This is a genomic window from Arthrobacter sp. B6, from assembly GCF_001663775.1.
In the GTDB taxonomy this organism is placed as follows: domain Bacteria; phylum Actinomycetota; class Actinomycetes; order Actinomycetales; family Micrococcaceae; genus Arthrobacter.
The window spans coordinates 1,150,522-1,170,917 of sequence record NZ_KV467169.1 but is presented as its reverse complement, the minus strand read 5'-3'; the positions used below and the strand labels follow the sequence as shown (position 1 = coordinate 1,170,917).

The following is a 20,396-nucleotide window of genomic DNA, read 5'->3' as shown; positions in this document are numbered from 1 at the left end:
CATGAGTGAAACGAAAGTATTCCTGCTCCCGGACCTGGGTGAAGGCCTGACCGAAGCCGAACTCGTCAACTGGCTCGTGTCGGTGGGAGACGAGATCCGCGTTGACCAGCCCATCGCCGAGGTGGAAACCGCCAAGTCCACCGTTGAGGTGCCTTCCCCCTACGCCGGGACTGTTGCCGAACTGCACGGGCAGCCGGGCGAGACCCTGGACGTGGGGAAGCCGCTGATCTCGGTGACGCCTATTTCGGCAGGCGGGTCTGCTCCGGTGGTTGAGCCTGGTGAACCCGCCGAGCCGGAAACCCAGCCGACTGAAACCGAGCTGGGGGAGCCCGCGGATGAGGCTGAGGAAACCCACCCCGAGGCCGAGGCCTACCGCGAAGAGGAAAAGGCGGGCTCCGGCAATGTGCTGATTGGCTACGGAACACCGGGCGGCCACGGCGTTGCCCGCCGCAGCCGGGCTCGGAGGGGGTCGACGGGTGGGTCTGTCGGCACCCTGCCCCTGGAGGATGGGGCGGACGACGGCGGGCCGTCGGCGGGTGCCGACGTGGACCTTTCGCTCCTGCGCACCCGGGTCCCCGGCAAGCTTGGCGCGGTGATCTCACCGTTGGTCCGTCGCATGGCGCGGGAACACGGCGTCGATCTCGGCGCCCTTCCCGGCTCAGGGGAGGGCGGGCTGATCATGCGCCGCGACGTCGAGGCGGCCATCAGCACTCCTGAGGTTGAGGGGCGGCCGGCGGTGAAGCCGAGCCCCGTGGCTGAGCCGAGCCCGGCCGCTGAGCCAGCAGAACCCCGTCAGTTCGAAACGCAGGGCACTGATGCCCGGACCGGACTGGGCATTTCCTCGCGAACGCCAGTCAGGGGAGTACGCAAAACTGTTGCCGCCAACATGGCACGCAGCCGCTCGGAAATCCCCGAGGCGACGGTCTGGGTGGACGTCGATGCCACCGCACTGGTGGAGCTTCGCGAGGACATCAAGGCGGGCGGTTCCGAAGCGCCGGGCCTGCTCGCGTTCATCTCCCGCTTTGTCACCGCGGGGCTCAAGAAGTACCCGGAGCTGAACACCCGCATCGAAACCGCCCCCGACGGTTCCCAGGAGATCATCGGGTTTGAGGGGATCAACCTGGGCATCGCCGCCCAAACCGACCGGGGCCTCGTGGTGCCGTCGGTCCGCGGGGCTGAAAAGCTGAGCGCCCGCGAACTGGACGCCGAAATCCGCCGGCTCGCCGACGTTGCCCGCCAGGGCAAGGCAACCCCTACTGAACTTGGCAGCGGAACATTCACGCTCAACAACTACGGGGTCTTTGGCGTGGACGGGTCCGCGGCGATCATCAACCACCCGGAGGTGGCCATCCTCGGTGTGGGCCGGATCATCGATAAGCCGTGGGTGGTGAACGGCGAGCTGGCCGTCCGGAAGGTCACCGAGCTGACGCTGACCTTCGACCATCGGGTTTGCGACGGCGGGACCGCCGCCGGGTTCCTGCGGTTCGTGGCGGATGCCATCGAAAATCCACGAGGGCTTCTGGCGGATATCTGACCGCTTCGAAGGTGGACGTACGACGGCGGTTCAGTGCCGTCGTCGTACGAAGCCTGAACGGAGGGCCTGCCTATCCGCTGGCGGAGGGTCAGTAGTCGTGGCTGAGAATCCGAGTATTGGCTACTCGTGCATCGGGCGGAGAAACGGTGTTTACTGATGTCGCCGGCGGGATTCACGGCCTCTACGATCGCCGCCGGCGCCAGCATCGCCGTCACGACGTGCACAGAAAGCGCAGGGGTCCCATGCGAATCAGAGTGCCCACCGGGGAGGAATCAGATCCGACGGACTGCCCCCACCAGTTTGTCGGTCGCTGTGAAGCATGCTCCGCTCCGGCGAGGCAGGGAGAGTCCGCCGAACCGCGAGACCGCAGACGCAGGGAAAGTTAGCCGAGTCCGGGGCGCCTGGGCGGACCCGTGCGGCTGGCAAGACCCTAGACCCGGACGCGGCAGAGCGGCGGGCGAAACTGTGCCGGTAGGATGTGCCGGGTGACAAGAAACGGCGGTGGACTCAACGTAACCAAGCAGGAATGGATCAAGTACGGTGCACTTTTTCTGCTAGCAGTGGTGGCTTTTGGGGTAGCAGGTATTGCCCTTACGAATCCGCGCGGCGCGGGCGAGGTCGTTATCCCTGTGACGGCAAGCTCGCAGGCTGCTACGCCAACTGCCACTGCGACCCCTTCACCCACGCCCACAGCTACAGCAACGGCGCAACGGCTGGGAATCCAGCTTCCCGTTGAGCCTGTCCTCCTGATTCTTGGCGACTCCTATACCGCCGGTGTGGGTGCAGCTCCGGCCGACCAGGGGTGGGCGTACCTCGTTGCCGGCTCGCTCGGATATCCCACCAACATCGAAGGCGAGCCGGGAACCGGCTTCGCGTGGGGCGGCGGTGCGCAGGATGAGTTGGCCCTGGAGTACGAAGTCCGGTTGCAGACCATCGCCGAGGATCCGTCCTTTGTCCCGAACCTTCTCATTCTTCAAGGCGGACAGAACGACTCCCTGATCAGCAACTCCGAGGAAATCAAAAGGGCCACGGCGCAGACCATCGAATCGGCCCGCAGATTCTGGCCAGGCGTCCAGGTGGTTGTTCTGGGGCCTTCTGCCCCGCAGCCGTTCGCCGAGGAGCTGACCGCAGCGAACACCGCAGTCCGTGCCGGCGCCGAAGCCGCCAACGCTCCGTTCATTGACGCCTACGAGGCCGGCTGGTTCACAGACGCCAACAGCCCGGGATTCGATTTTGACGGCGCCCACGTCAACACGGCCGGCCACGCCCACATCGCAGAGAAGTTCCTGGAGTCCTGGGCCACCCTGACTCAATGAGCGGCACGGTCCACGGGGCTTGTGTCGCCCATCTTCCGGAAATGAGGACAGCCGTCCGATAACAACGTCCGCATCGTTGTCGTTCTTGAACCGGGGCTCAGCCGCGCACGTCCGAGTGCCCAAAGCACTGGACAGTGGCAACCAGCGGGCCACCGTCGTCGTCCTTCTGAAAGACAGTGACGTGGTTGGTGGTCTTACCGCACGCGGCGCAAAAAGTCCTGTGTTGTTTGGTCCCCATGAGCTAGATGATACCCAGTATTAAGTTTCCGGACGGTAAACCTCCCTGTTTAGGACGCTGGTCCTCCCTTGGCCCTCCGCAGCTTTCTGTGAAGACTTACGCAGGTTTGCGCGCGCCCCGTGAGGCTTTGCCTAGGTTATCCACAGATCGGCTCCGGCAAGGGTTTCGGGGTGGTCCCATGGTAGAAACGTCCGCCATTCACAAGCATTCAGGCGGCTTCTGTGGGGGAGATCCAATTGGCGAAACATCTGGCGCGGTCTGACGTCCGGCGCACACAGCAGCGCCGGCGCCTTGCCATCCGGCTGGCCATGAGCACCGGAACAGCTGCTCTTGCTGTGATGGCTGTCGGACTCCAGGCCAACGGTGCAGCTACTTCCTTCAGTCTCGTGCCGGCACACATGCCGGAGAGCATCACCTCCGGATCTGGCTCCGGCCACGTCGCTGTTGCCGCCGCGCAGGAGTCCGCTCCGGTGGCCGGCGTCGTCTCTGCGTCGGCTGATGCCCTGCTGTCCTACAGCCGTTCCGTGGTCCTTACCGGAACCAAGGAAGAGACTGGGAAACTCAATGTGGCCTCCGCTGAGCGGCGTCGCCCCGGACCCGGAACCCTGATGGCACCGCTGGCAGCACTGACGCCCAGCTCACGGTACGGGCTCCGAACGAATCCGATCACCGGGTCAGCGGGGGAGTTTCACTGGGGCCTGGACTTCGCTGCAGCCTGCGGAACGCACGTCCACTCGGCCGATGCTGGCGTGGTGCGGGCAGTGGGGTGGCATCACTGGGGCGGCGGCAACAGGGTGGAACTCGACCACGGCAACGGCCTGATCACCACTTACAACCACCTTGAGGGCATCGCCGTCCGCAAGGGCCAGTCCGTGCAGGCCGGTGACATCATTGCCCGGGTCGGAACTACCGGAGCGTCAACAGGATGCCACCTGCATTTCGAAACGATTCTGAACGGCGACCACACCGATCCAGCGAAATGGACCCTCCAGCCGCTGCACCACCCTGAGCCCGTTGCCGGTCTAACGATGACGGACTACCGCACGGCGGGCACAGCGGCTGACGTGCCCGCATGGGCTGTTTCCGCTGCTCAGATCCATCACCATGAAGCCGACGGGCATGAAGTGCGGGAAAGCAAGGCGAACGTCAGGCCTTCTTCTCCTGTCAGTGCCCCCACTGCTGCCCCGGTGCCGTCCCCCACACCAGCAAAGACCGTGGCGCCAGCTCCGGCGGCGGTGCCAGCCCCCGCGCCGGCCCCGACGGCGACACCAGTCCCGACGGCGGCACCAGCCCCGTCGCCCAGCGCCGCGCCGGCTCCCGCCCCCGTCCAGAAGGTAACGCAGGAACCCGTAAAGAAGCCGGAGGCGGAACCAACAGCCGTGCCGCCTGTCGCTGCAACCGCCGCACCGTCCGCTCGCTGAGGGTACCCAGACTACTTCCTGCCGCGAAAACATTCGGTCGCCTGTGCACAGGCGGCAGGCCCGTGCCAACGTCCCCTGAACTCCAAGGACCGGTGGGTAGAATCGTGGCCAAGACGAACGTAACTGCTTGCCGGAGGTATGGAGAAACAATGTCAGAATGGCTCGAAGTCGGCGCGGACAACTATGTGCTGGTCACCGAAGGTTCGCTGCTGAACACCGGCCTGGTTGTTGGATCCGAGCGGGCAATGGTGATCGATACCGGCTGCGGCCCGCGGCAGGGACGCGAGATTTTGGACGCGGTGCGGGAGAAGACCCAGCTGCCACTCGTGGTGGTCAACACCCACGCGCACTACGACCACTTCTTTGGCAACGCCGTGTTTGTTGAGGACGGCGCCACCGAATTCTGGGCCCACGAAAACTGCGCCGCCGAAATAGAGGAACGCGGGGACCTGCAGCGCCGCTTCGTGGGCACGCTGGAACCGGAGATGTCCACGGGTGAAGGCGAGAACGTTGAACTGGTGGTGCCCAACGCCATCGTCAAAGACCAGCCGGTGTTGGTGGACCTTGGCGGGTTGACCGCCACTCTCTTCTACCTGGGCCGCGGCCATACCGACGGTGACCTCCTGGTGGGCACACCCACCACCCTGTACGTGGGGGACCTTGTGGAGAAGGGCGCGCACCCCTCTTTTGAGGACTCCTTCCCCGAGGAATGGGCCGATTCGCTGCGGCACATCTCCGCGCTGCGCCACCGCTATGAATTCCTGATCCCCGGCCACGGCCAGCCCTGCAGCGACCAGTTCGTCAAGACCATGGCCAACACCATGACCACCGCAGTCCGCCAGGCCCAGCGTTCCATCCGCGAGGCGCCGTCCGACGCGACCAAGGCCATCCCGGTCCTTCCGTACGGCCCGGAGCAGTCCCGCTGGTTCATCAAGCGCCTGCAGGAGACCCGCTCCCAGCACTAGCCGCGGCCACCTTTGCCAGCTGCTGAAACGTCCATGCTTTGACGCGCCCTCACGGTCCAGCGTGGAGGGACGTTAACGGAGTACGGGATACGGTAGCCGGTAGATAAAACATTGCATGGCGATTGGGGCGGCATGACTTGGGGAACCATTAGGTCGGGTTGTGACCAAGACGTGAACGCGATGCTAGACATCTTGCTAGATCGTTTGGACGGGGCGCTTGAGGAAGCTGGAATAGGCGCCGCCGATATGCCGATCTTCGTGGTTGAAGCAAGCCTGACGGAGAGGCTCCAGGCCGTCCTCCCGGGAGTCCGGTTCACTCCTGAGGACATCAGAGTCTGGGCCGCGGAGATCTCTCTAGCTGAGCCCTCAGACGGCGCTGCTTTCCGTTGCCGGGGCAAGGGCGTGGCCCAGCATAGGGGGACTTGCAGCCCGCGCGGCCACTGTACGGTACGTTCGATGCCGGGCCAACACTCAATGTTCAGCGACGGGCTCCTAAACGCGATTTCATGAAATTCCTCCGCGTTCCTTGTAGCTTGGAACTGTGGCTCGGAATGCCGCGTCGGCCTTGGCCGGCATGGATTCATCAGACTGAACTTTGGGGGGGCCATGGGGGACCTTGGCGTGGCTGTAGTGATTGAAGACGACCTGGACGTGCGCAACTTGCTTGAGGGGGTGCTCCTTCAGGCTGGTTATGTTGTCCATGCGGCGGCCGACGGGAGGGAAGGCGTCGAGGTGGTCCGGGTCAGGAAGCCCGATGTCGTGACCTTGGACGTGGGTCTGCCTGATATTGATGGTTTCGAGGTTCTGCGCCGGATCCGCGAGTTCAGCAACGCCTACGTCGTGGTGCTCACGGGCAGGAACAATGAGCCTGACATGCTGACCGCGCTCCAGGCGGGGGCCGATGACTACATCACTAAACCATTCCGGCCGCGGGAATTGCGGGCACGGCTCGCGGCGATGATGCGTCGGCCACGGGCGCAGAGCCCGGATGAAAATCCGGCCGGATCCTCGCCGGAAGTTTCGTTTCGACCGGCCGGGAACGGCGAATCTGTCCTGCGGCACAACGGGCTGGCCCTGGACTACGGGAAGCGGACAGCTGCTGTGGACGGGACGGCTCTGGAACTGACAAAAAGTGAATTCGATCTCCTCTATGAACTGCTCCGCGCTCCCGGAAGCGTCCTGTCGCGAGCCGAGCTCGTCCGCGCTCTTCGAGGTGAGTACTACCCCAAGGACGCCTATATCAGTGACTCTGATGAACGCGCTGTTGAAGTGCATATCGGCAATCTCCGCCGTAAGCTCCGCGACAATCCGGAATCGCCTCGCTGGCTACAGACCGTCCGCGGGGCCGGCTACCGGCTGGCCAGCCCACGAAGGCCGACTGAATCTGCCTAACCGTGTCTCAGAGCCGGAACCACGCCTAACATCCGTGCCGGAGGTACCGGTTCTCCAGTTCGTTCACTGTGGCCCGGCCGTGGGCTGAAACCAGGGCAAGGACGGACGCTCCCTGGTGCAGATCGCCTTCCCTGACAGCAGCCTCCAGCAACTGGGCAAGACACGCCAGCCGTAACCCGCCGACCATGGCAGAAGAGACTTTCAGGCTGATAGCTGCTTCAATGGCGGCGGCCTGGTCTTCACGCTCGAATGAGTCAATGAGACGACGCTCCCGTTGCCCCCAAAGCACTGAATAGTCCATCGCAAAGTTTCGTGCCATATCCGGCCGCCCCAGCTGTTCTTCCAGGTCTTCCAGGACTGTCCTGTCGACCAGGGGCAGTGCCCCATCGTCCGGCAACGGTGTCACCGTTCCATCCATTGGGGAGTGTTGCGCCGGGCTGACGGATTTTGCACCACCGTCGGCCTCGAGGGAGGCGGCTGCTGATATGACCATGTTTTGAGGTTACGGCCCCTTGAGGACGTGAGGACCCGAATTCGGGTGATCCTGCGCAAACCTTGGCCCTGCCTTGAGCGCCTAAGGAATCAGGTGTGCCCCACGGTCGAACCCTGGTGGATGTGCCAAGCCCCGGCGTCCAGCCGACCCCTTTCCGCAGTTTCCACAGCGCCGTGCTGCTGTTTCCCCTGATTGTTCGCAGCTTCCAGAGGCTTCCCGCAGGTTAATCCAAGGAACGGATTTATTGGGCCTTAGGGCTGTTAGCTTCGGTGTGTCGACGAAATACAGATGGCAGTCCAGTCTGGTTCGCTGGCAGCGGCATCCAGTTGTAGCTGGGGGTTGCAACCGCCGCGGGGCCCGCTCAGGGGTTGCCGGGCTTCCCAAACTGAAAGAGAAATCTCATGCGCACATCTGTAAAGGTCATCTCCGCCCTGTCCGTCGCCGGTCTCGCTGTTGCCGCTGGCTCCGCCTTCACCGGCGCCGGTCTCACCAACTCCGCGGGTGCGACCCAGTTCATCGGCGGTGAGGTGACTCAGGCCGTCACCGGTGCCACCCTTACCAACCTGGAGTACGGCTTTGTCGCTGACGGCACTCAGACGGCCGTCAATCAGGTCACCCTGACGTTCGCTGCTGGCGCCGATACCAAAGCCGTGCTGCTGGAGCTGACCGGCGGCGGCACCGCAGTGTTCGACTGCGATCCCATTACCGCCAACGTATCCGTGTGTGACCCCACCGTGCTGGGCGCCACCAAGACCGACGTGACCAGCGCTACCGTCACCGTCAGCTAGTTTCGGTCCCTTGAGCGGCCGGCCCCTGAGGGGCTGGCCGCTCGCTCCCGTCCCACCGCTCCTTCCGCTGGAGGATTGCAATGGCATCACGGCTGACGCACCGTCTGACGAGCGTCCTCCTCATGGCGGTAGCGGTTCTGGTGGCTGTCGCAGGGATTGTTCTGGTCAGTGGCCAGGCTGCAATCGTCATCACCCATGGCGTCAGCATGAACCCCGTCTACCATCAGGGCGACCTTGTCATGGTCACCCGGGCCCCCTCATACTCCGTCGGCGAAATCGCCGCCTACAACCTCCCTGACGAGGACGAAGTGGCCCTTCACCGGATCACCGACGGGAACGCCGAGAACGGCTTCATTTTCAAGGGCGACAACAACCAATCGGTTGATCCCCTCCGCCCGCGCGGCGATGAGCTCGTGGGCCGGGCCGTGCTTCACATCCCACAAGGCGGCCTGTGGCTTAAGACGCTGACGAGTCCCCCTGTCCTCGGGGTGCTCGCATTCGCCCTGCTAACCGGTGGCAGCGCCGCCGCAGCCACCCGCCGTCGGCGTAAAAAAAGGAGACTAGCCGTGTCCCGCCATACCACTACACCCGCAGCACCCTCTCTTACCTTCGGAGGTCTCCCTTCATCCCTGAGGGTTTCAGTCGGCATCGGTTCCGCACTGGCAATCCTGGGCGTTGTTCTCGGCGTGCCGGCATGGTCCGGACCGCTAGACGAGCGGGGCGCATCCCAGATCAAGAACGATCAGCGGATGGACTTCTCCTACACCGCCGACGTTGGACAAAGCGCCGCCTACGACGGAACCACCGCGAACTCCCCGGACCCGGTATTCCGCAAAGTCGCCGACACCGTCGACGTCCACTTCACCTATTTCGGAGAGCGCGGCACCGTGAACGTTACGGCGGACCTGTCCACGCCCGCAGGCTGGCGCTCAAGTGTGCCGCTTACCGGCCCAGATGCCTTTACTGAATCCGATTACAACGGCACAGTCACCCTGGATCTGAAGGCCCTTGAGGCCAAGGCACAGGCCGCGTCCGCCGTAACCGGAACGCCCGCCGGACCCCTCTCCATAACCGTCACACCCCAAATCACAACGGCGGGCGGAGCCCTCTTCCGACCGGGGCTCAAACTCAACCTAACGCCGCTACAGCTCACCCTCAACGACGGGACAACGGGCCTGAGCGTCGCCGGCAGCAGCACCACGGACCAGCCGGTAACAACGCAGCGCATGCTGGGGTTGAACGGAATGACCATCAGCGCAGCGGTAGCCCGGTTCATCTCAGCCGTCCTGCTCCTGGCCGCGCTGGCCGTTCTGGTTGTTGTCCTGGTCTTCGCCCGGCGGGCCGCCCCGGCGGATGAGGCCGCGGCCATCCGCCGCCGCTACGCCGCGCTACTCGTGCGCGTCCACCCGATGCCGGCGCCCCACGGCCGGCCCGTCATCGACGTCACCACCTTCCCGACACTGGCCAAACTTGCCGAACGCTACGGACTGCTCGTGCTGCACTGGTCCCGCAGCGGGGTGGAAACCTTCGTCGTCCAGGACGAAAACATCACCTACCGCTACCGCGCGGGATCTGAACATGTGCCGGCTGAACCAGAGCCCGTCATGCAGGCCCAGCCGTGACACCGCACCGATCTTAAGGATGCATGAAACATGCCCCGTACGCAGCATGTTCGGCTGTTTACTCTCATCATTCTGAATTCGGCCGTTGTCCCTTCAGGCGGTGGCGTGGATGCTTCGCCCGCCCGCGTGGATTTTGGTGACTTTGATGCCGGATGCCTTGGAGTACCCTCCGAGGGTGGCCGACGTCACCAGTTGACTAGTTCATAATCGGCGTCAAGGGGAAACCGGGTAGGAATGCCCAAACACGAACTTAGCGCGGACGACGCTGTCTTCTGTCCCGTGCTGGGGAGCACCACTTATGCTGCGGCTTCCAGGCCACGCTGCGCAACTGAGGGTACCCGCGCAATGAGGTCTGCCAATACCCGGGCCCTGACCGAAGAACTGCTCTATTTATGATCGTAAGGTTCCTGCGACTTCACGGGCACGCTCCAGGGACTGCAAGGAGACTTGGGCGAGGCGTGTACGCCCTATTGTCCGGTACAGGTCATGAGCCCACTCAAGTTCGGCCGCTGCCTCTTTATATCGGGCCTCGTCGAAAAGCCGACGGCCGATCTGGTGGCGAACGAGTGCTTCCCGGGCGGATGTGTGTGCGAGACGCAGGGCCTCTTCCTGCAGTCTCGCCGCTTCATGCCATTGGTACTGTCGTTGATAGGACTGCGCGAGCACGAGCAGCGGGCGGAACCGACTTGTGGCACCTGCCAGATAGGCCTGGCCTTCTTCGATCGCCTCCTCGGTCCTTCCAAGAAGGGACAAAATCCATACCCGTTCCAGTGCAGGACAGTCCTCGAGCCGACTCTGCATCGCTTCGGTGTCCAGAACCACATCACGCAGCGTCGCGGGGTCTGTGGTCCAAATGTTGTCCTCGCTTCTCACCAGGCTCTCGCCCCTCCCCGTAATCCTCGTCGCCAGAAAGACTGTACCGCCCGGGCGCACCGGCCGCGTTCCCGTCCGCGGACAAGGTCTGCCGCGGCGGCCCGCACGTCACAGCCTGCCGCGTGGTCGACAGGATCAGTCAGCCGCCGGTCGGCGCTCACTGCCATGCTTGCCGAAACCTGCTGGAAACCTGTAGTAGGACTCGGGCTAACTGCCGGAATCCTTGAGCCTTGAGGGGCATCTTGCATGAAGGGGATACCTTTCCAACCAGACCAAGCATGTAAACAAAAACAACAAGGCATATGAGGAAGCAGGGAACGTCATGAGCCAAGCAGCAGTGTTGGACGAACGCAGCGCCGGAGGGCTCATCACCGATGACCTCACCCTGGAATTCCACACCTGGGGACTTGCCGGCTGCATCTACAGACTCACGATGCCATTGCGTCAGGAGGGCGTCTTTGTGCGGCTGGAAACTCCGCACCATGGCGTCGAAGTACCGGCAATGTGCGCCGCACTGCTTTACCGTGCGGGACAGGAAATACTTACCAACGCGTTCAGGCATTCCCGTGCAACCGAGGTGACCGTCCGACTGGAGGCCGTCTACCACGGCATCCGGATGACGATCACGGACAACGGAGTCGGCTTTAGCCCCGAGTGCCAGGCCCCAGCCCCCGGGAACCACGAGTATGGACTGTGCCTGATGACCATGGCCGTGCACGAGGCATACGGCACCATCAGCACCGACTCCGCTCCAGGCAGGGGAACCCGAGTGTCCATCACCCTTCCGCTGGACTGACGATAGTCCATGGTCCCCAACACCATGACCACGGCCGTGCGCCGCCAGGCCCGACACTCGATTTGCGACACCCCGTCGGACGTGACCAAGGCCATCCCGGTCCTTCCGTACGGCCCCGAGCAGTCCCGCTGGTTCATCAAGCGCCTGCAGGAGACCCGCCCGCAGCACTAGCAGCGTGCACCGGCCCTCCCTCGGCTACTTTCCGACCATTGACCGGGGCGGCGTTCATGGCCACCATGGTGCCTGTCCGGCATATTGCACCAGCAGGCCGGGCACGGACGAGGGAGGGTGTCCCCATGGCCGACGCCGCAGCAGCAGAGACCAACTTGCGCATGCCTTCGCGCCTCCGCATCGCCCGCGTCGTGGCGTGGGTGATGGTCCCCGTGGCTCTCTTTGGATTGTTCGGCCTGGCGGACCTGATGACGCTGCCCGGCTGGGTGGACCAGCAGTATGAATGGTCAGTCCCCCTGGAAGCGAGCTGGGGCAGCCTGTTCACCTTCGTAGTGGGCGGATCATTCATCAGCATCGCCCGGAAACCGGGACAGCCTTGGCCCGGGTTTGTCCTGCTTTCCATCGCCATCGGTGCTTTGTTACTCGGTTCGGTGTTCGGCCTAGACGCCGGGCCTGTTCCCGTAGCCCTCCTGCTCTCGATGGTCGTGGCCCTTTTGGCCTGGCTTGTGTGGAGGGAGGCGGCGCCGCTGCCCCTGGTGTGGAATCTGAGCCCGCCGTATCTGCTGATTGCGCTTGCGGGGCTGCCGCTTTGGGCGCTGTACGCCGTGCATGCCTTTGAGGTGTCCCGGCTGCGGCAAGACACCGGACACCTGACTTGGAATATTGAGCACTGGCCCGTCCAGGGATCCGTCGGGATCGTCCTGTGCCTGAGCGCCGTTGCCATGGCCTTCTGGCCGGCGGGGCGGCCGCTGATGCGGATTGCCACGAGCTTGTCCGCGACGTACATCGGCGCCGCCATGCTCGCTTATCCGGACCGCGCCGGGGCCATGGACGGCCCCATGTGGGGCGTTGCCATGGTTCTCTGGGGGACGGTGGTTGCACTTCCTATTCCCCGTGCCCAGACCGACGGTGCCAAGGCCTGGAGGGGCGCGCCCCGGCGCAGACCCAACACCATGAGGCCAGCGACTCCTGACGATATGGTTAGGAATCAGCAGCCGCCACTATCTCGGGGGAAGCATGGCGGTTCCTCCTTTGGCCACCAGCATTCATCCACACCCAAGCAACAATTGCCTATGACTCGGCCACGGCGATAGCTTTGACATCACGAAACGCGATACCGAGGAAGGGAATGAGCCGGGTGAAGCCCATTTCCATCAACGGCGCGAAAGCCATCTTGGAACTCCGTGAAGATGGCGTGATCCATCTGATCTGGGAGCCCAGGGCCAGTCTCGGAGTAGATGACATCAGGGCCGCCATGGCCAGGGTCAACGACATCTGCAATGGGTCACCGCACCCTCTGCTGGTTGAAATGACCGAAATCAACACTGTCAGTCACGACGCACGCGCCGCGTTCTCCACACCAACGGCAGCATCACGGATTGCCCTGCTTGGCTCCAGTCCTGTTGACCGCGTGATTGCCAACTTCCGCGGTGCCGATACCTATCCTTGCCCTACCCGCTTCTTCTCGGACCGGGCCGAGGCCAGGAACTGGCTTCTCCAAGATCCCAATTCCTGACCCTTCCGCCCTACTGCCGTTCACATCCTTGGGACTGGGGTGAATTTCACCCGCACCGTACTGAGTGGATTGTTGAGTTTAGGGCTGACGCACCTCAAAGGCACAGGTCACATACGGCTTGACTTGATCTGCCCGGAATGTTGTGCTCCGCATTGCGGCTTGGGTAACTTCGGTAGGACACAGTACGCAGCAACTCACGTCGGGGAGCTCCGGCATCGCAGAATCCAGCGGATTCTGCAGAGTCTGTTTGCGACGTCAACCGCGGCCACGGCCGGCACAGTGGTACTGGCGCTTGGTCGTGGACAGTGTCGCCAACGAAGCCTGAATTGACGTGACTTGTCAATGCTGTGACGGGCGGGTAGCGTCCACCCTGTTCTGACATGGGGATTCGCCGCTCACTAATGGAGGTTTGTATGGCCTTGGCCGACTATGCCCTGGCTCTCTGCGCGCTGCTGGGTACGCTGCTGGTTCCCTTCGTTGTCCTGCTCCAGATGCTGCGGCTGAAGCGCCGCGCCATCCGGGTCGCCGCACACCCCACCGCACCCCGAGGTAACAAACCCTAGCCATGCCCTACATCGACATCAACCCCCATAAAGGCCGCCCCAAGTGGCAGGGATACATCGTCCTGGCGATCCTCCTTATCCTCACCGCCAGCGTGGTGGGCGCGGCTCTGACCCGCGTCTGACGCCAGGATTCTGCCCCGGAATCTAGATTTGCAAGGCCATCCCGGTTCTTCCGTACGGCCCGGAGCAGTCCCGATGGTTCATCAAGCTCCTGCAGGAGACCCGGCCGTAGCTCTAGGCTGCGCCGCTAAGCTGGTGAAAGGGCGGAAATGCCTCTCCACGCGGCGGGTGTTGGAAGACCAGCGCTCCCCGTAGCGGCGTGGCTGAGGGGGAAGATATTGCTTATGAGCGGCTCGGGTGCGCCTGTCAGTCAGGGTCTGACGTGGTTACCGGCGCACCGGTTTTTCCACGAGCTCTCACCCCGGGGACGGGTGGTGCTTGGCCAGCTGCCGTTGACGGCGACAATGTTCCTGGTGCTGGGTATCGTGTGGGTCTTTCATCCCGCACTGCTGCTGGATCCTGTGTTTGGGGCTGGGCTGATGCTCCACGCACTGATGTTCATCCTGGCCTTGGGAATCCCGTGGCAGCGGCTCCCTCCGGCAGCTGCCCTTGCGGTCCCGGTCCTGGACTTTATTCCGGTCGGCCTGATCCGGGAATCAGGGGTTGAAACCGTTCCCGCCCTCGGAGCCATGGCTGTGCTTCCAGTGGTCTGGTTGACAAGTTCACAGCTGTACCCGCGGTTTTGCCTGGTGATGAGTTTCCTGGGCCCGCTGCTGATGGTCTGGGTCCCGCTGGTGCTCCGTGGCTCTGTCGCCGGCGAAGAGTACAGCGTGGTTGTGCTGCTGCCGATTATGATGTTCGCCACGGGCTTCGCTGTCCATACCCTGAGCGCCAGCAGGGATCACCAGCAGCGAACCGTGGAGGAGGCGCGGGCACAGTTGCAGGCGGCACTGGACAGCTCGGCGCGCAAAGAACGGCTGGTCAACACTGTCGTCGATGCAGTGGGAGTCGGCGTCCTGGCCCTGGACGCCGCAGGGAAGATCACCCTCAGAAACCAACAGCAAAAGCGCAACCATGCACTCGCACATCCTGCACCGGCTCCCGGCAGTGATCTGGCGGAGGTGCGCGTCTATGGCCGCGGGGGAAAGGAACTGCTCCTCCCCGAGATGTTCCCGGAGCGCCGGGCAGCCAAGGGAGAGGACTTTTCCGACTACTTGGTCTGGGTCGGCGAAAACGGCAAGCAGCGGGTATTCTCCACGTCCGCCAGGGCCATCCTCGACGACGGGAGGTTCGACGGGTCGGTAGTGACCTTCACCGACGTCAGCGCCCTGGTTGAGGCAATGACGGCCAAGGACGCCTTCCTCTCCAACGTCTCCCACGAACTGCGAACTCCGTTGACCTCGATTCTGGGATACACCGAGGTGCTGGCCGCCAGAAACGACCTTCCGTCCGAAGCCGGGGTAATGCTGAAGGTAGTCCGGCGGAACGGCCAGCGGCTGCAGAGGCTGGTCACGGACCTGCTCACGGCGGCATCGGGCTCCGTGGATGTCCGTCCGGAACCGGCGGACCTGGCTGAGATCATCGGCTTCAGCCTGGCCACGGCAGCCCCGCAGGCGGGCGCCGCAGGCGTGAACCTGGTCAACGAAGCGGACGCTGAGGTGCCGGCCTTGATCGACCCGACACGAATGGGCCAGGTCCTGGACAACCTGTTCTCCAACGCCATCAAGTACTCGCCTGACGGTGGGACGGTAACAGTGCGGGCGGGCGCCACCGAAGAGGGTGTGTTCTGTTCGGTGACGGATACCGGAATTGGAATGAGGCAGGAGGACCTGAAGGAACTCTTCACCAAGTTTTTCCGGTCGGAGACCGCACGCAAATCCGGGATCCCGGGAATAGGCTTGGGGTTGGCGATCACGAGAACCATCGTGGAAAACCACGGTGGCAGCATTAAGTGCACCAGCACTCCCGGCAAAGGATCAACATTCACGGTGACTCTTCCTGCCAGCCGCTGATTCCACCCGCTACGGTTATAGGAAAGGGGGGTGGGCGTCCATGCGGAAGACAGTTGTAGTCATTGACGACGACCAGGACATCCGGGGTCTCATCCAGGGGATCCTCGCCGGTGCGGGCCTGGAGGTGCAGGCAGCCGATACGGGTGCCGCCGGCGTGGAGGCCGTCCGGCGGCACGGGCCGGACATAATCGTCCTCGACTTCGGGTTGCCGGACTTCAGCGGAGTCGAAGCCGCCCGGCGCATCCGGGGCTTCAGCAGCGCGCCGATCCTGATGCTCACCGGACACGAGGACCTCACCGACACCCCGTTTGCTGCCGGCGTCCATGACCTCATGGCTAAACCATTCAGCCCTCGGGAACTACGTGTGCGTGTGGAGGAACTGCTCGCAAGTCACGAGCAAACCACAGTCACCAAGCCAGTCCCGGACTGACGCCGTCGGGCGCTTTCGCCGTCAGGCGAACCCGCACCAGCCCAACCGTGGGTGTGATGTCCCTAATTTTGGCTTTGAAGTTCCTCGGCCTCGGCTGGTTCGAGCCGGGTCGACTGGAGGGTGTTCCGCAAGAGGCTTCCGGCGAGACCGAGCAATTTCAGGACCTCTGGAGAGCTGAGCCGGTAATGGATCTGGCCATCAGTACGGGCGGAAGTGATGAGCCGCTGCCTGCGCAGGGAAGGCCGAGTCTGGTCCGCTATCGGCCCTAAATAAGGGTCCTCTGGTTTCCCTGACACCGAGATGCGGCCGGTGTCGGCTGAACCCGTCAAGCATAGCTGCCGGCTGTCAATCACCGTGGTGGCAGCCGCCCTGACGCGCGTCTGACGCCGGGATTCCGCCCCAGCACCTAGACTTGCTGTTTGAACCGAACAGTAAAGTGCCGCAGAACTTTTTGCCGAACGTCCTGGGGGGACAGCCATGCCCGATCCGGCGGATAAGAACGAACGCGCCAATGCACAGGATGCAGGGCAGCCGCAGCCACGCCGACGCCGTGACCTTCGTCGCGCCGACGGCGAACTGATGGATGCCCGGACAGGAACCATGCCAGCCGTAACGCCCAATCCTTCCAGCCCGACCGACGCCGGCCAGCCGGTCACCCGCCGGACCTCCTGGGCGGAGGCGGCTGCCGCAGCCGACGCTGCGCAACCCATAGCCCATGTCCCCGCACCCACCCGCCGCCCCGCGCGGCCGCCGGTCACGTCCCAGCCCCAGAGCGCCCGCCCGGATGCCGGGGACGCCAGCACCCCCGCCCCGGCGAGTCCCGCGGTCGAGCCCGCACCGCCGTCGGCCCCGGAGGAAACCCCCGCCTTCCGCCGCATCCGTCCGACTGCAGCAGACGTCATCGCCGATACGCCGATGCCGGACTTCATCAGCTCCCCAGGGCTGTTCGTCAAGGAACAGAAGCCCCGCCCAGTTGGCGGCCTCCGCGGCGCCATCTACTCCATGACCGGCGGCGCCTGGAACCTGGGCCCCGGAGCCAAGCAGCGGCAGGAAGACGAACTGGGCCGGCGCATTTCCCGCCAGCTGCAGGGCAGCTACAACACGGCCGTACTCAGCCTCAAGGGCGGCATCGGCAAAACCTCCACCACCGTGGGCGTTGGCCTCACCCTCGCCGAATTCAGGGGCGACGCGCCCTGCGCCATCGACGCCAACCCGGACTCAGGCGACCTGGTGGAACGCGCACTGGGGGAGGGCATCTACCAGCAGGCCAGCCCGCGAACCATCACTGACCTGCTCCGGAACATCGAATCCATCGATTCGCTGACGGCTTTGGCCCGGTACATGCACCACGCCGGCCGGCTGCACCTGATCGCCGGCGAGCAGGACCCGGAAGTCTCGGACTCCCTCACGGCCGCCGAGTACCTGCGAATCCGCAAGCTCATTTCCAACTACTACTCCGTTGCCCTGACCGACTGCGGCACCGGCGTCACGCACAACGCCATGAGCGGGATCCTGCAGTCCGCCGACAACCTGGTGATCGCAGCCGGCTACGCGGTGAGCGGGGCCAAACGGGCCCGCAGCACCCTGCACTGGCTGGCCAGCCACGGCTACGAGGACCTGGCGCGGAACGCCATCGTGGTGATCACCGACAAGGACGAGGTATCCACCCGGGTGGATAAGGACGCCATCGAGGAACACCTCGCCGGCATCTGCCGCCAGCTGATCGCGGTCCCGCACGACCGTGGTGTGGCCGACGGCGACCTGGTCACCCTGGACGTGCTCAAGCCGGAGACCCGCCGGGCCTATAAGGAAATCGCCGCCGCCATTGTGGACGGGTACCAGTAGGGTGCTGTCTCTGGGCCGGAGCCGGGTGCTGTGACTCGTCACTGCGCGGACTCTGAATCTTGATCCAACACGCGCGTGTTCCTTCACTGATCCTGAGCCTTGAGGAATAGCATCGGTGCATCAGCCACATGGAAGGTGCGTCCGCGATGACCATTCTTGAATACTTCTCAGGCATTGCAATCATTCTTGGATCCCTCGTGGGCGCCATGGGACTCTCCGCAGTGGTCCTGCGTTTCCGGCGGAGCTCTAGTCATTGATTGAGCTGCTCACGCCCCAAGAAGTTGATGAGGCACGTGTCTCCGGCCAATTCGTGGCGAAGACACTTTCGGACCTAAGGGCGAGAATCGAGCCTGGGACGAATCTCCTGGAGATAAACGACTGGGCAGCTTCGATGATCCGGACCGCAGGGGCCCGCTCGTGCTATGTCGATTACGCCCCGTCGTTTGGGCGCGGCCCCTTCGGGAAAGTCATCTGTACATCCGTCAACGAGGCCGTCCTGCATGGCCTCCCTTATGACTACGTCCTGAAGGATGGGGACCTACTCACGCTCGATTTCGCCGCAAGCGTCAATGGGTGGGTCACCGATTCGGCCATCAGCTTCGTTGTAGGGGAGTCTCCCGCGCCTGCTGACCGGCACATGATTGAAACCACGGAGAAAGCGCTCCTGGCGGGTATCCAGGCCGCGCAGCCCGGAGCTCGCATTGGGGACATCTCCCATGCCATTGGCTCAGTGCTCGAATCAGCGCACTTTCGGGTCAACACCGAATTTGGCGGACATGGTGTTGGAAGCACCATGCATCAGGACCCGCATATTCCGAACATAGGTAAACCCGGACGCGGATACGCGCTTCGCCCTGGACTGCTTTTGGCAATTGAACCCTGGATCATGGACGGGACCACCAAGCTGGTAACGGCTCCTGACGGGTGGACCTTGTGCAGTTCCAATGGCCGCCGGACTGCGCACTCCGAGCACACGATTGCCGTCACGGAATCCGGACCGGTCATCCTCACGCAACTGGTGTGAAGCGTGGCTGCTCTGGCTGTGCGGGACCGCCTGCCGGCAAGTGTTTAGGAAGCCCCGCTTGGGAAGTGTCCTCTATTCGGAGCAGGAGCCCGAAGTTAGCATTAGAGCTGAACTGAGGAGGTGCTGAATGCTCGACGAGGCTGACCTTCTGCACGCTCTTCGACGTCACTGGGAGTACTCAGGCAAGGACGAGGACCTTTCCCACGAGATCTACCATGACGACGCTGTGCTTGAGTTCCCTCAGTCTGGCGAACGGTTCGAAGGCGTGGAGAACTTCCGCGAATGGCGACGCCAGTATCCAGCCAGGCTCAAGTTCCACACTCGACGGATTACCCATCGTGCCGATCTGGTGGTTGTGGAGAACCTGATCAGCTACGACGGCGCGCCGTGGATGTATACCGTCAGCCTGATGGAGTTCCGCGGCGACCGGGTGGCACACGAGCGGCTCTACATCATGGATGGCTGGGATGCTGCCGAGTGGCGCACCCCATGGCGTGCCGAACGGGCTGCAGACCCGCCCCCGCCACCCCCCTAGATCGAGAGTTGTCCTCGCTCCCTACCGCGCCACGGCATAGGGTAGCTTCGCCTGCTGGCGGACAGGGGAGAATGGCTCCATGCTCCCGAATCCCGCTGTCCTGCCCGCGCCGCCGAGCCGTGCTCCGGACGTTCAAGACGATTTCTCCGGCCCACTGCGTGCCGATTTGTGGGTGGACCACTCCCTGCCGCACTGGACGACCGCGGATCGGTCTGCCGCTCGCTACGAAACGACGCCGACGGGGCTACGGCTGCGTATCGACGCCGATCAGCCCGACTGGCGCCCCGAGGACGGGCCATTAAGAGTCTCCAACCTCCAGACGGGCACCTTCTCCGGCCAACTTGGGTCGAGCGTGGGTACGCATCGCCACCGCGAGGACGGGTTGAGCGTTCGTACGCCGACCCCCACGCAGCTTCTCTGGACGCCGCCGGCGGGCCGCGTCGACATTACCGTCAGCGCCACCCGCGACGACGGGTGCATGCTCGCCGCCTGGCTTGTGGGCACCGAGCACCTGGATGCCCGGCACGCGGGTGAGGTTTGCATCTTCGAGATTGACGCCGACGCCGTCGGGCCGACCACCACCGCGCGATCGGGTGTAAAAGCACACAGCGACCCGAAGCTCGTCACCGACATGACCACCGTCGAGATCCCCTTCGACGCATCCAAACCGCACACCTGGACGGCGATCTGGGGCGACGGCCAAACGATCATCGGGTGCGAGGGCCTCATCATTCGGCGCATTCCGCAGGCCCCCGACTACCCTCTTTTCCTGATGCTCGACCTCTTCGAGGTCAGACCACCCGGTGGCACCTACCCGAAAACCGCCACCCTTCACCAGTTCTGGGGCTGGACCGACTGAACC

The 20,396-nt window shown here is 63.8% G+C and carries 19 protein-coding genes and 1 pseudogene; 18 read left to right on the top strand and 2 right to left on the bottom strand.

The features are described 5' to 3' along the window. The first annotated feature begins 1 nt into the window (after nucleotide 1). The 5 genes from AU175_RS20120 (at nucleotide 2) to AU175_RS20095 (ending at nucleotide 6,866) form a co-directional block, all read left to right on the top strand. On the top strand, nucleotides 2-1,534 hold the full coding sequence (locus AU175_RS20120) for a dihydrolipoamide acetyltransferase family protein (RefSeq protein ID WP_066293788.1): 1,533 nt from the start codon (nucleotides 2-4) through the stop codon (nucleotides 1,532-1,534). A gap of 476 nt (nucleotides 1,535-2,010) precedes the next feature. Beyond that, entirely contained in the window at nucleotides 2,011-2,850 is an 840-nt protein-coding gene (locus AU175_RS20115) for an SGNH/GDSL hydrolase family protein (RefSeq protein WP_066293787.1), read from the top strand. A 474-nt stretch (nucleotides 2,851-3,324) separates the two neighbouring features. Further along, nucleotides 3,325-4,509: a M23 family metallopeptidase gene (locus tag AU175_RS22580; protein ID WP_156642486.1), complete on the top strand. Its 1,185-nt coding sequence runs from the start codon at nucleotides 3,325-3,327 to the stop codon at nucleotides 4,507-4,509. A gap of 149 nt (nucleotides 4,510-4,658) precedes the next feature. Beyond that, nucleotides 4,659-5,474, top strand: a complete 816-nt coding sequence (locus AU175_RS20105; RefSeq protein WP_066293781.1) for an MBL fold metallo-hydrolase — start codon at nucleotides 4,659-4,661, stop codon at nucleotides 5,472-5,474. A 606-nt stretch (nucleotides 5,475-6,080) separates the two neighbouring features. Beyond that, entirely contained in the window at nucleotides 6,081-6,866 is a 786-nt protein-coding gene (locus tag AU175_RS20095; protein WP_066293776.1) for a response regulator transcription factor, read from the top strand. A gap of 25 nt (nucleotides 6,867-6,891) precedes the next feature. Here AU175_RS20095 and AU175_RS20090 read toward each other — a convergent pair whose 3' ends face one another. After that, a complete protein-coding gene (locus AU175_RS20090; RefSeq protein WP_231938663.1) occupies nucleotides 6,892-7,359 on the bottom strand; it encodes an Hpt domain-containing protein in 468 nt (155 codons plus the stop codon). Nucleotides 7,360-7,760: 401 nt separating this feature from the next. Here AU175_RS20090 and AU175_RS20085 point away from each other — a divergent pair, with 401 nt between their 5' ends. Continuing rightward, nucleotides 7,761-8,147 carry a hypothetical protein gene (locus AU175_RS20085; RefSeq protein ID WP_066293774.1) on the top strand — a complete coding sequence of 129 codons (387 nt, stop codon included), beginning with the start codon at nucleotides 7,761-7,763 and terminating at the stop codon, nucleotides 8,145-8,147. 80 nt (nucleotides 8,148-8,227) lie between these two features. Continuing rightward, complete coding sequence (locus tag AU175_RS20080; protein WP_066293769.1) at nucleotides 8,228-9,769, top strand: signal peptidase I; 1,542 nt, start codon at nucleotides 8,228-8,230, stop codon at nucleotides 9,767-9,769. 390 nt (nucleotides 9,770-10,159) lie between these two features. Here the strand turns inward: AU175_RS20080 and AU175_RS20075 are convergent, their stop codons facing one another. Next, the gene (locus AU175_RS20075) at nucleotides 10,160-10,642 is read right to left on the bottom strand and encodes a hypothetical protein (RefSeq protein ID WP_197497182.1); all 483 of its coding nucleotides are present in this window, start codon (nucleotides 10,640-10,642) and stop codon (nucleotides 10,160-10,162) included. Nucleotides 10,643-10,964: 322 nt separating this feature from the next. Here AU175_RS20075 and AU175_RS20070 point away from each other — a divergent pair, with 322 nt between their 5' ends. The 11 genes and pseudogenes from AU175_RS20070 (at nucleotide 10,965) to AU175_RS20025 (ending at nucleotide 20,393) form a co-directional block, all read left to right on the top strand. Next, nucleotides 10,965-11,438, top strand: a complete 474-nt coding sequence (locus AU175_RS20070) for a sensor histidine kinase (RefSeq protein ID WP_066293764.1) — start codon at nucleotides 10,965-10,967, stop codon at nucleotides 11,436-11,438. A gap of 18 nt (nucleotides 11,439-11,456) precedes the next feature. Then, nucleotides 11,457-11,609: pseudogene (locus tag AU175_RS21885) on the top strand (MBL fold metallo-hydrolase); the annotation flags it as partial. 125 nt (nucleotides 11,610-11,734) lie between these two features. Next, on the top strand, nucleotides 11,735-12,703 hold the full coding sequence (locus AU175_RS20065) for a hypothetical protein (RefSeq protein ID WP_066293762.1): 969 nt from the start codon (nucleotides 11,735-11,737) through the stop codon (nucleotides 12,701-12,703). Nucleotides 12,704-12,738: 35 nt separating this feature from the next. Then, complete coding sequence (locus AU175_RS20060; RefSeq protein WP_066293760.1) at nucleotides 12,739-13,125, top strand: STAS/SEC14 domain-containing protein; 387 nt, start codon at nucleotides 12,739-12,741, stop codon at nucleotides 13,123-13,125. 413 nt (nucleotides 13,126-13,538) lie between these two features. After that, nucleotides 13,539-13,688, top strand: coding sequence for a hypothetical protein (locus AU175_RS21880; protein ID WP_156642484.1), 150 nt, complete (start codon nucleotides 13,539-13,541; stop codon nucleotides 13,686-13,688). Between the two features lie 344 nt (nucleotides 13,689-14,032). Continuing rightward, the gene (locus AU175_RS20055) at nucleotides 14,033-15,700 is read left to right on the top strand and encodes a sensor histidine kinase (protein WP_066293758.1); all 1,668 of its coding nucleotides are present in this window, start codon (nucleotides 14,033-14,035) and stop codon (nucleotides 15,698-15,700) included. A 40-nt stretch (nucleotides 15,701-15,740) separates the two neighbouring features. Then, on the top strand, nucleotides 15,741-16,130 hold the full coding sequence (locus tag AU175_RS20050; RefSeq protein ID WP_066293756.1) for a response regulator transcription factor: 390 nt from the start codon (nucleotides 15,741-15,743) through the stop codon (nucleotides 16,128-16,130). 477 nt (nucleotides 16,131-16,607) lie between these two features. Beyond that, nucleotides 16,608-17,975 (top strand): MinD/ParA family ATP-binding protein, encoded by a 1,368-nt coding sequence (locus AU175_RS20040; RefSeq protein ID WP_066293752.1) that lies wholly within the window; start codon nucleotides 16,608-16,610, stop codon nucleotides 17,973-17,975. A 253-nt stretch (nucleotides 17,976-18,228) separates the two neighbouring features. Continuing rightward, on the top strand, nucleotides 18,229-18,999 hold the full coding sequence (gene map / locus AU175_RS20035; RefSeq protein WP_066293750.1) for a type I methionyl aminopeptidase: 771 nt from the start codon (nucleotides 18,229-18,231) through the stop codon (nucleotides 18,997-18,999). Between the two features lie 127 nt (nucleotides 19,000-19,126). Beyond that, nucleotides 19,127-19,534, top strand: a complete 408-nt coding sequence (locus AU175_RS20030; protein ID WP_066293748.1) for a nuclear transport factor 2 family protein — start codon at nucleotides 19,127-19,129, stop codon at nucleotides 19,532-19,534. A 79-nt stretch (nucleotides 19,535-19,613) separates the two neighbouring features. Continuing rightward, nucleotides 19,614-20,393 carry a hypothetical protein gene (locus AU175_RS20025; RefSeq protein WP_231938662.1) on the top strand — a complete coding sequence of 260 codons (780 nt, stop codon included), beginning with the start codon at nucleotides 19,614-19,616 and terminating at the stop codon, nucleotides 20,391-20,393. Nucleotides 20,394-20,396 lie beyond the last annotated feature (3 nt).

Coding starts and splice junctions, on each gene's coding strand:
- AU175_RS20120 (WP_066293788.1), top strand. CDS start 2: ATGAGTGAAACGAAAGTATTCCTGCTCCCGGACCTGGGTGAAGGCCTG.
- AU175_RS20115 (WP_066293787.1), top strand. CDS start 2,011: ATGTGCCGGGTGACAAGAAACGGCGGTGGACTCAACGTAACCAAGCAG.
- AU175_RS20105 (WP_066293781.1), top strand. CDS start 4,659: ATGTCAGAATGGCTCGAAGTCGGCGCGGACAACTATGTGCTGGTCACC.
- AU175_RS20095 (WP_066293776.1), top strand. CDS start 6,081: ATGGGGGACCTTGGCGTGGCTGTAGTGATTGAAGACGACCTGGACGTG.
- AU175_RS20090 (WP_231938663.1), bottom strand. CDS start 7,359: ATGGTCATATCAGCAGCCGCCTCCCTCGAGGCCGACGGTGGTGCAAAA.
- AU175_RS20085 (WP_066293774.1), top strand. CDS start 7,761: ATGCGCACATCTGTAAAGGTCATCTCCGCCCTGTCCGTCGCCGGTCTC.
- AU175_RS20080 (WP_066293769.1), top strand. CDS start 8,228: ATGGCATCACGGCTGACGCACCGTCTGACGAGCGTCCTCCTCATGGCG.
- AU175_RS20070 (WP_066293764.1), top strand. CDS start 10,965: ATGAGCCAAGCAGCAGTGTTGGACGAACGCAGCGCCGGAGGGCTCATC.
- AU175_RS20065 (WP_066293762.1), top strand. CDS start 11,735: ATGGCCGACGCCGCAGCAGCAGAGACCAACTTGCGCATGCCTTCGCGC.
- AU175_RS20060 (WP_066293760.1), top strand. CDS start 12,739: ATGAGCCGGGTGAAGCCCATTTCCATCAACGGCGCGAAAGCCATCTTG.
- AU175_RS21880 (WP_156642484.1), top strand. CDS start 13,539: ATGGCCTTGGCCGACTATGCCCTGGCTCTCTGCGCGCTGCTGGGTACG.
- AU175_RS20055 (WP_066293758.1), top strand. CDS start 14,033: ATGAGCGGCTCGGGTGCGCCTGTCAGTCAGGGTCTGACGTGGTTACCG.
- AU175_RS20050 (WP_066293756.1), top strand. CDS start 15,741: ATGCGGAAGACAGTTGTAGTCATTGACGACGACCAGGACATCCGGGGT.
- AU175_RS20040 (WP_066293752.1), top strand. CDS start 16,608: ATGCCCGATCCGGCGGATAAGAACGAACGCGCCAATGCACAGGATGCA.
- AU175_RS20030 (WP_066293748.1), top strand. CDS start 19,127: ATGCTCGACGAGGCTGACCTTCTGCACGCTCTTCGACGTCACTGGGAG.
- AU175_RS20025 (WP_231938662.1), top strand. CDS start 19,614: ATGCTCCCGAATCCCGCTGTCCTGCCCGCGCCGCCGAGCCGTGCTCCG.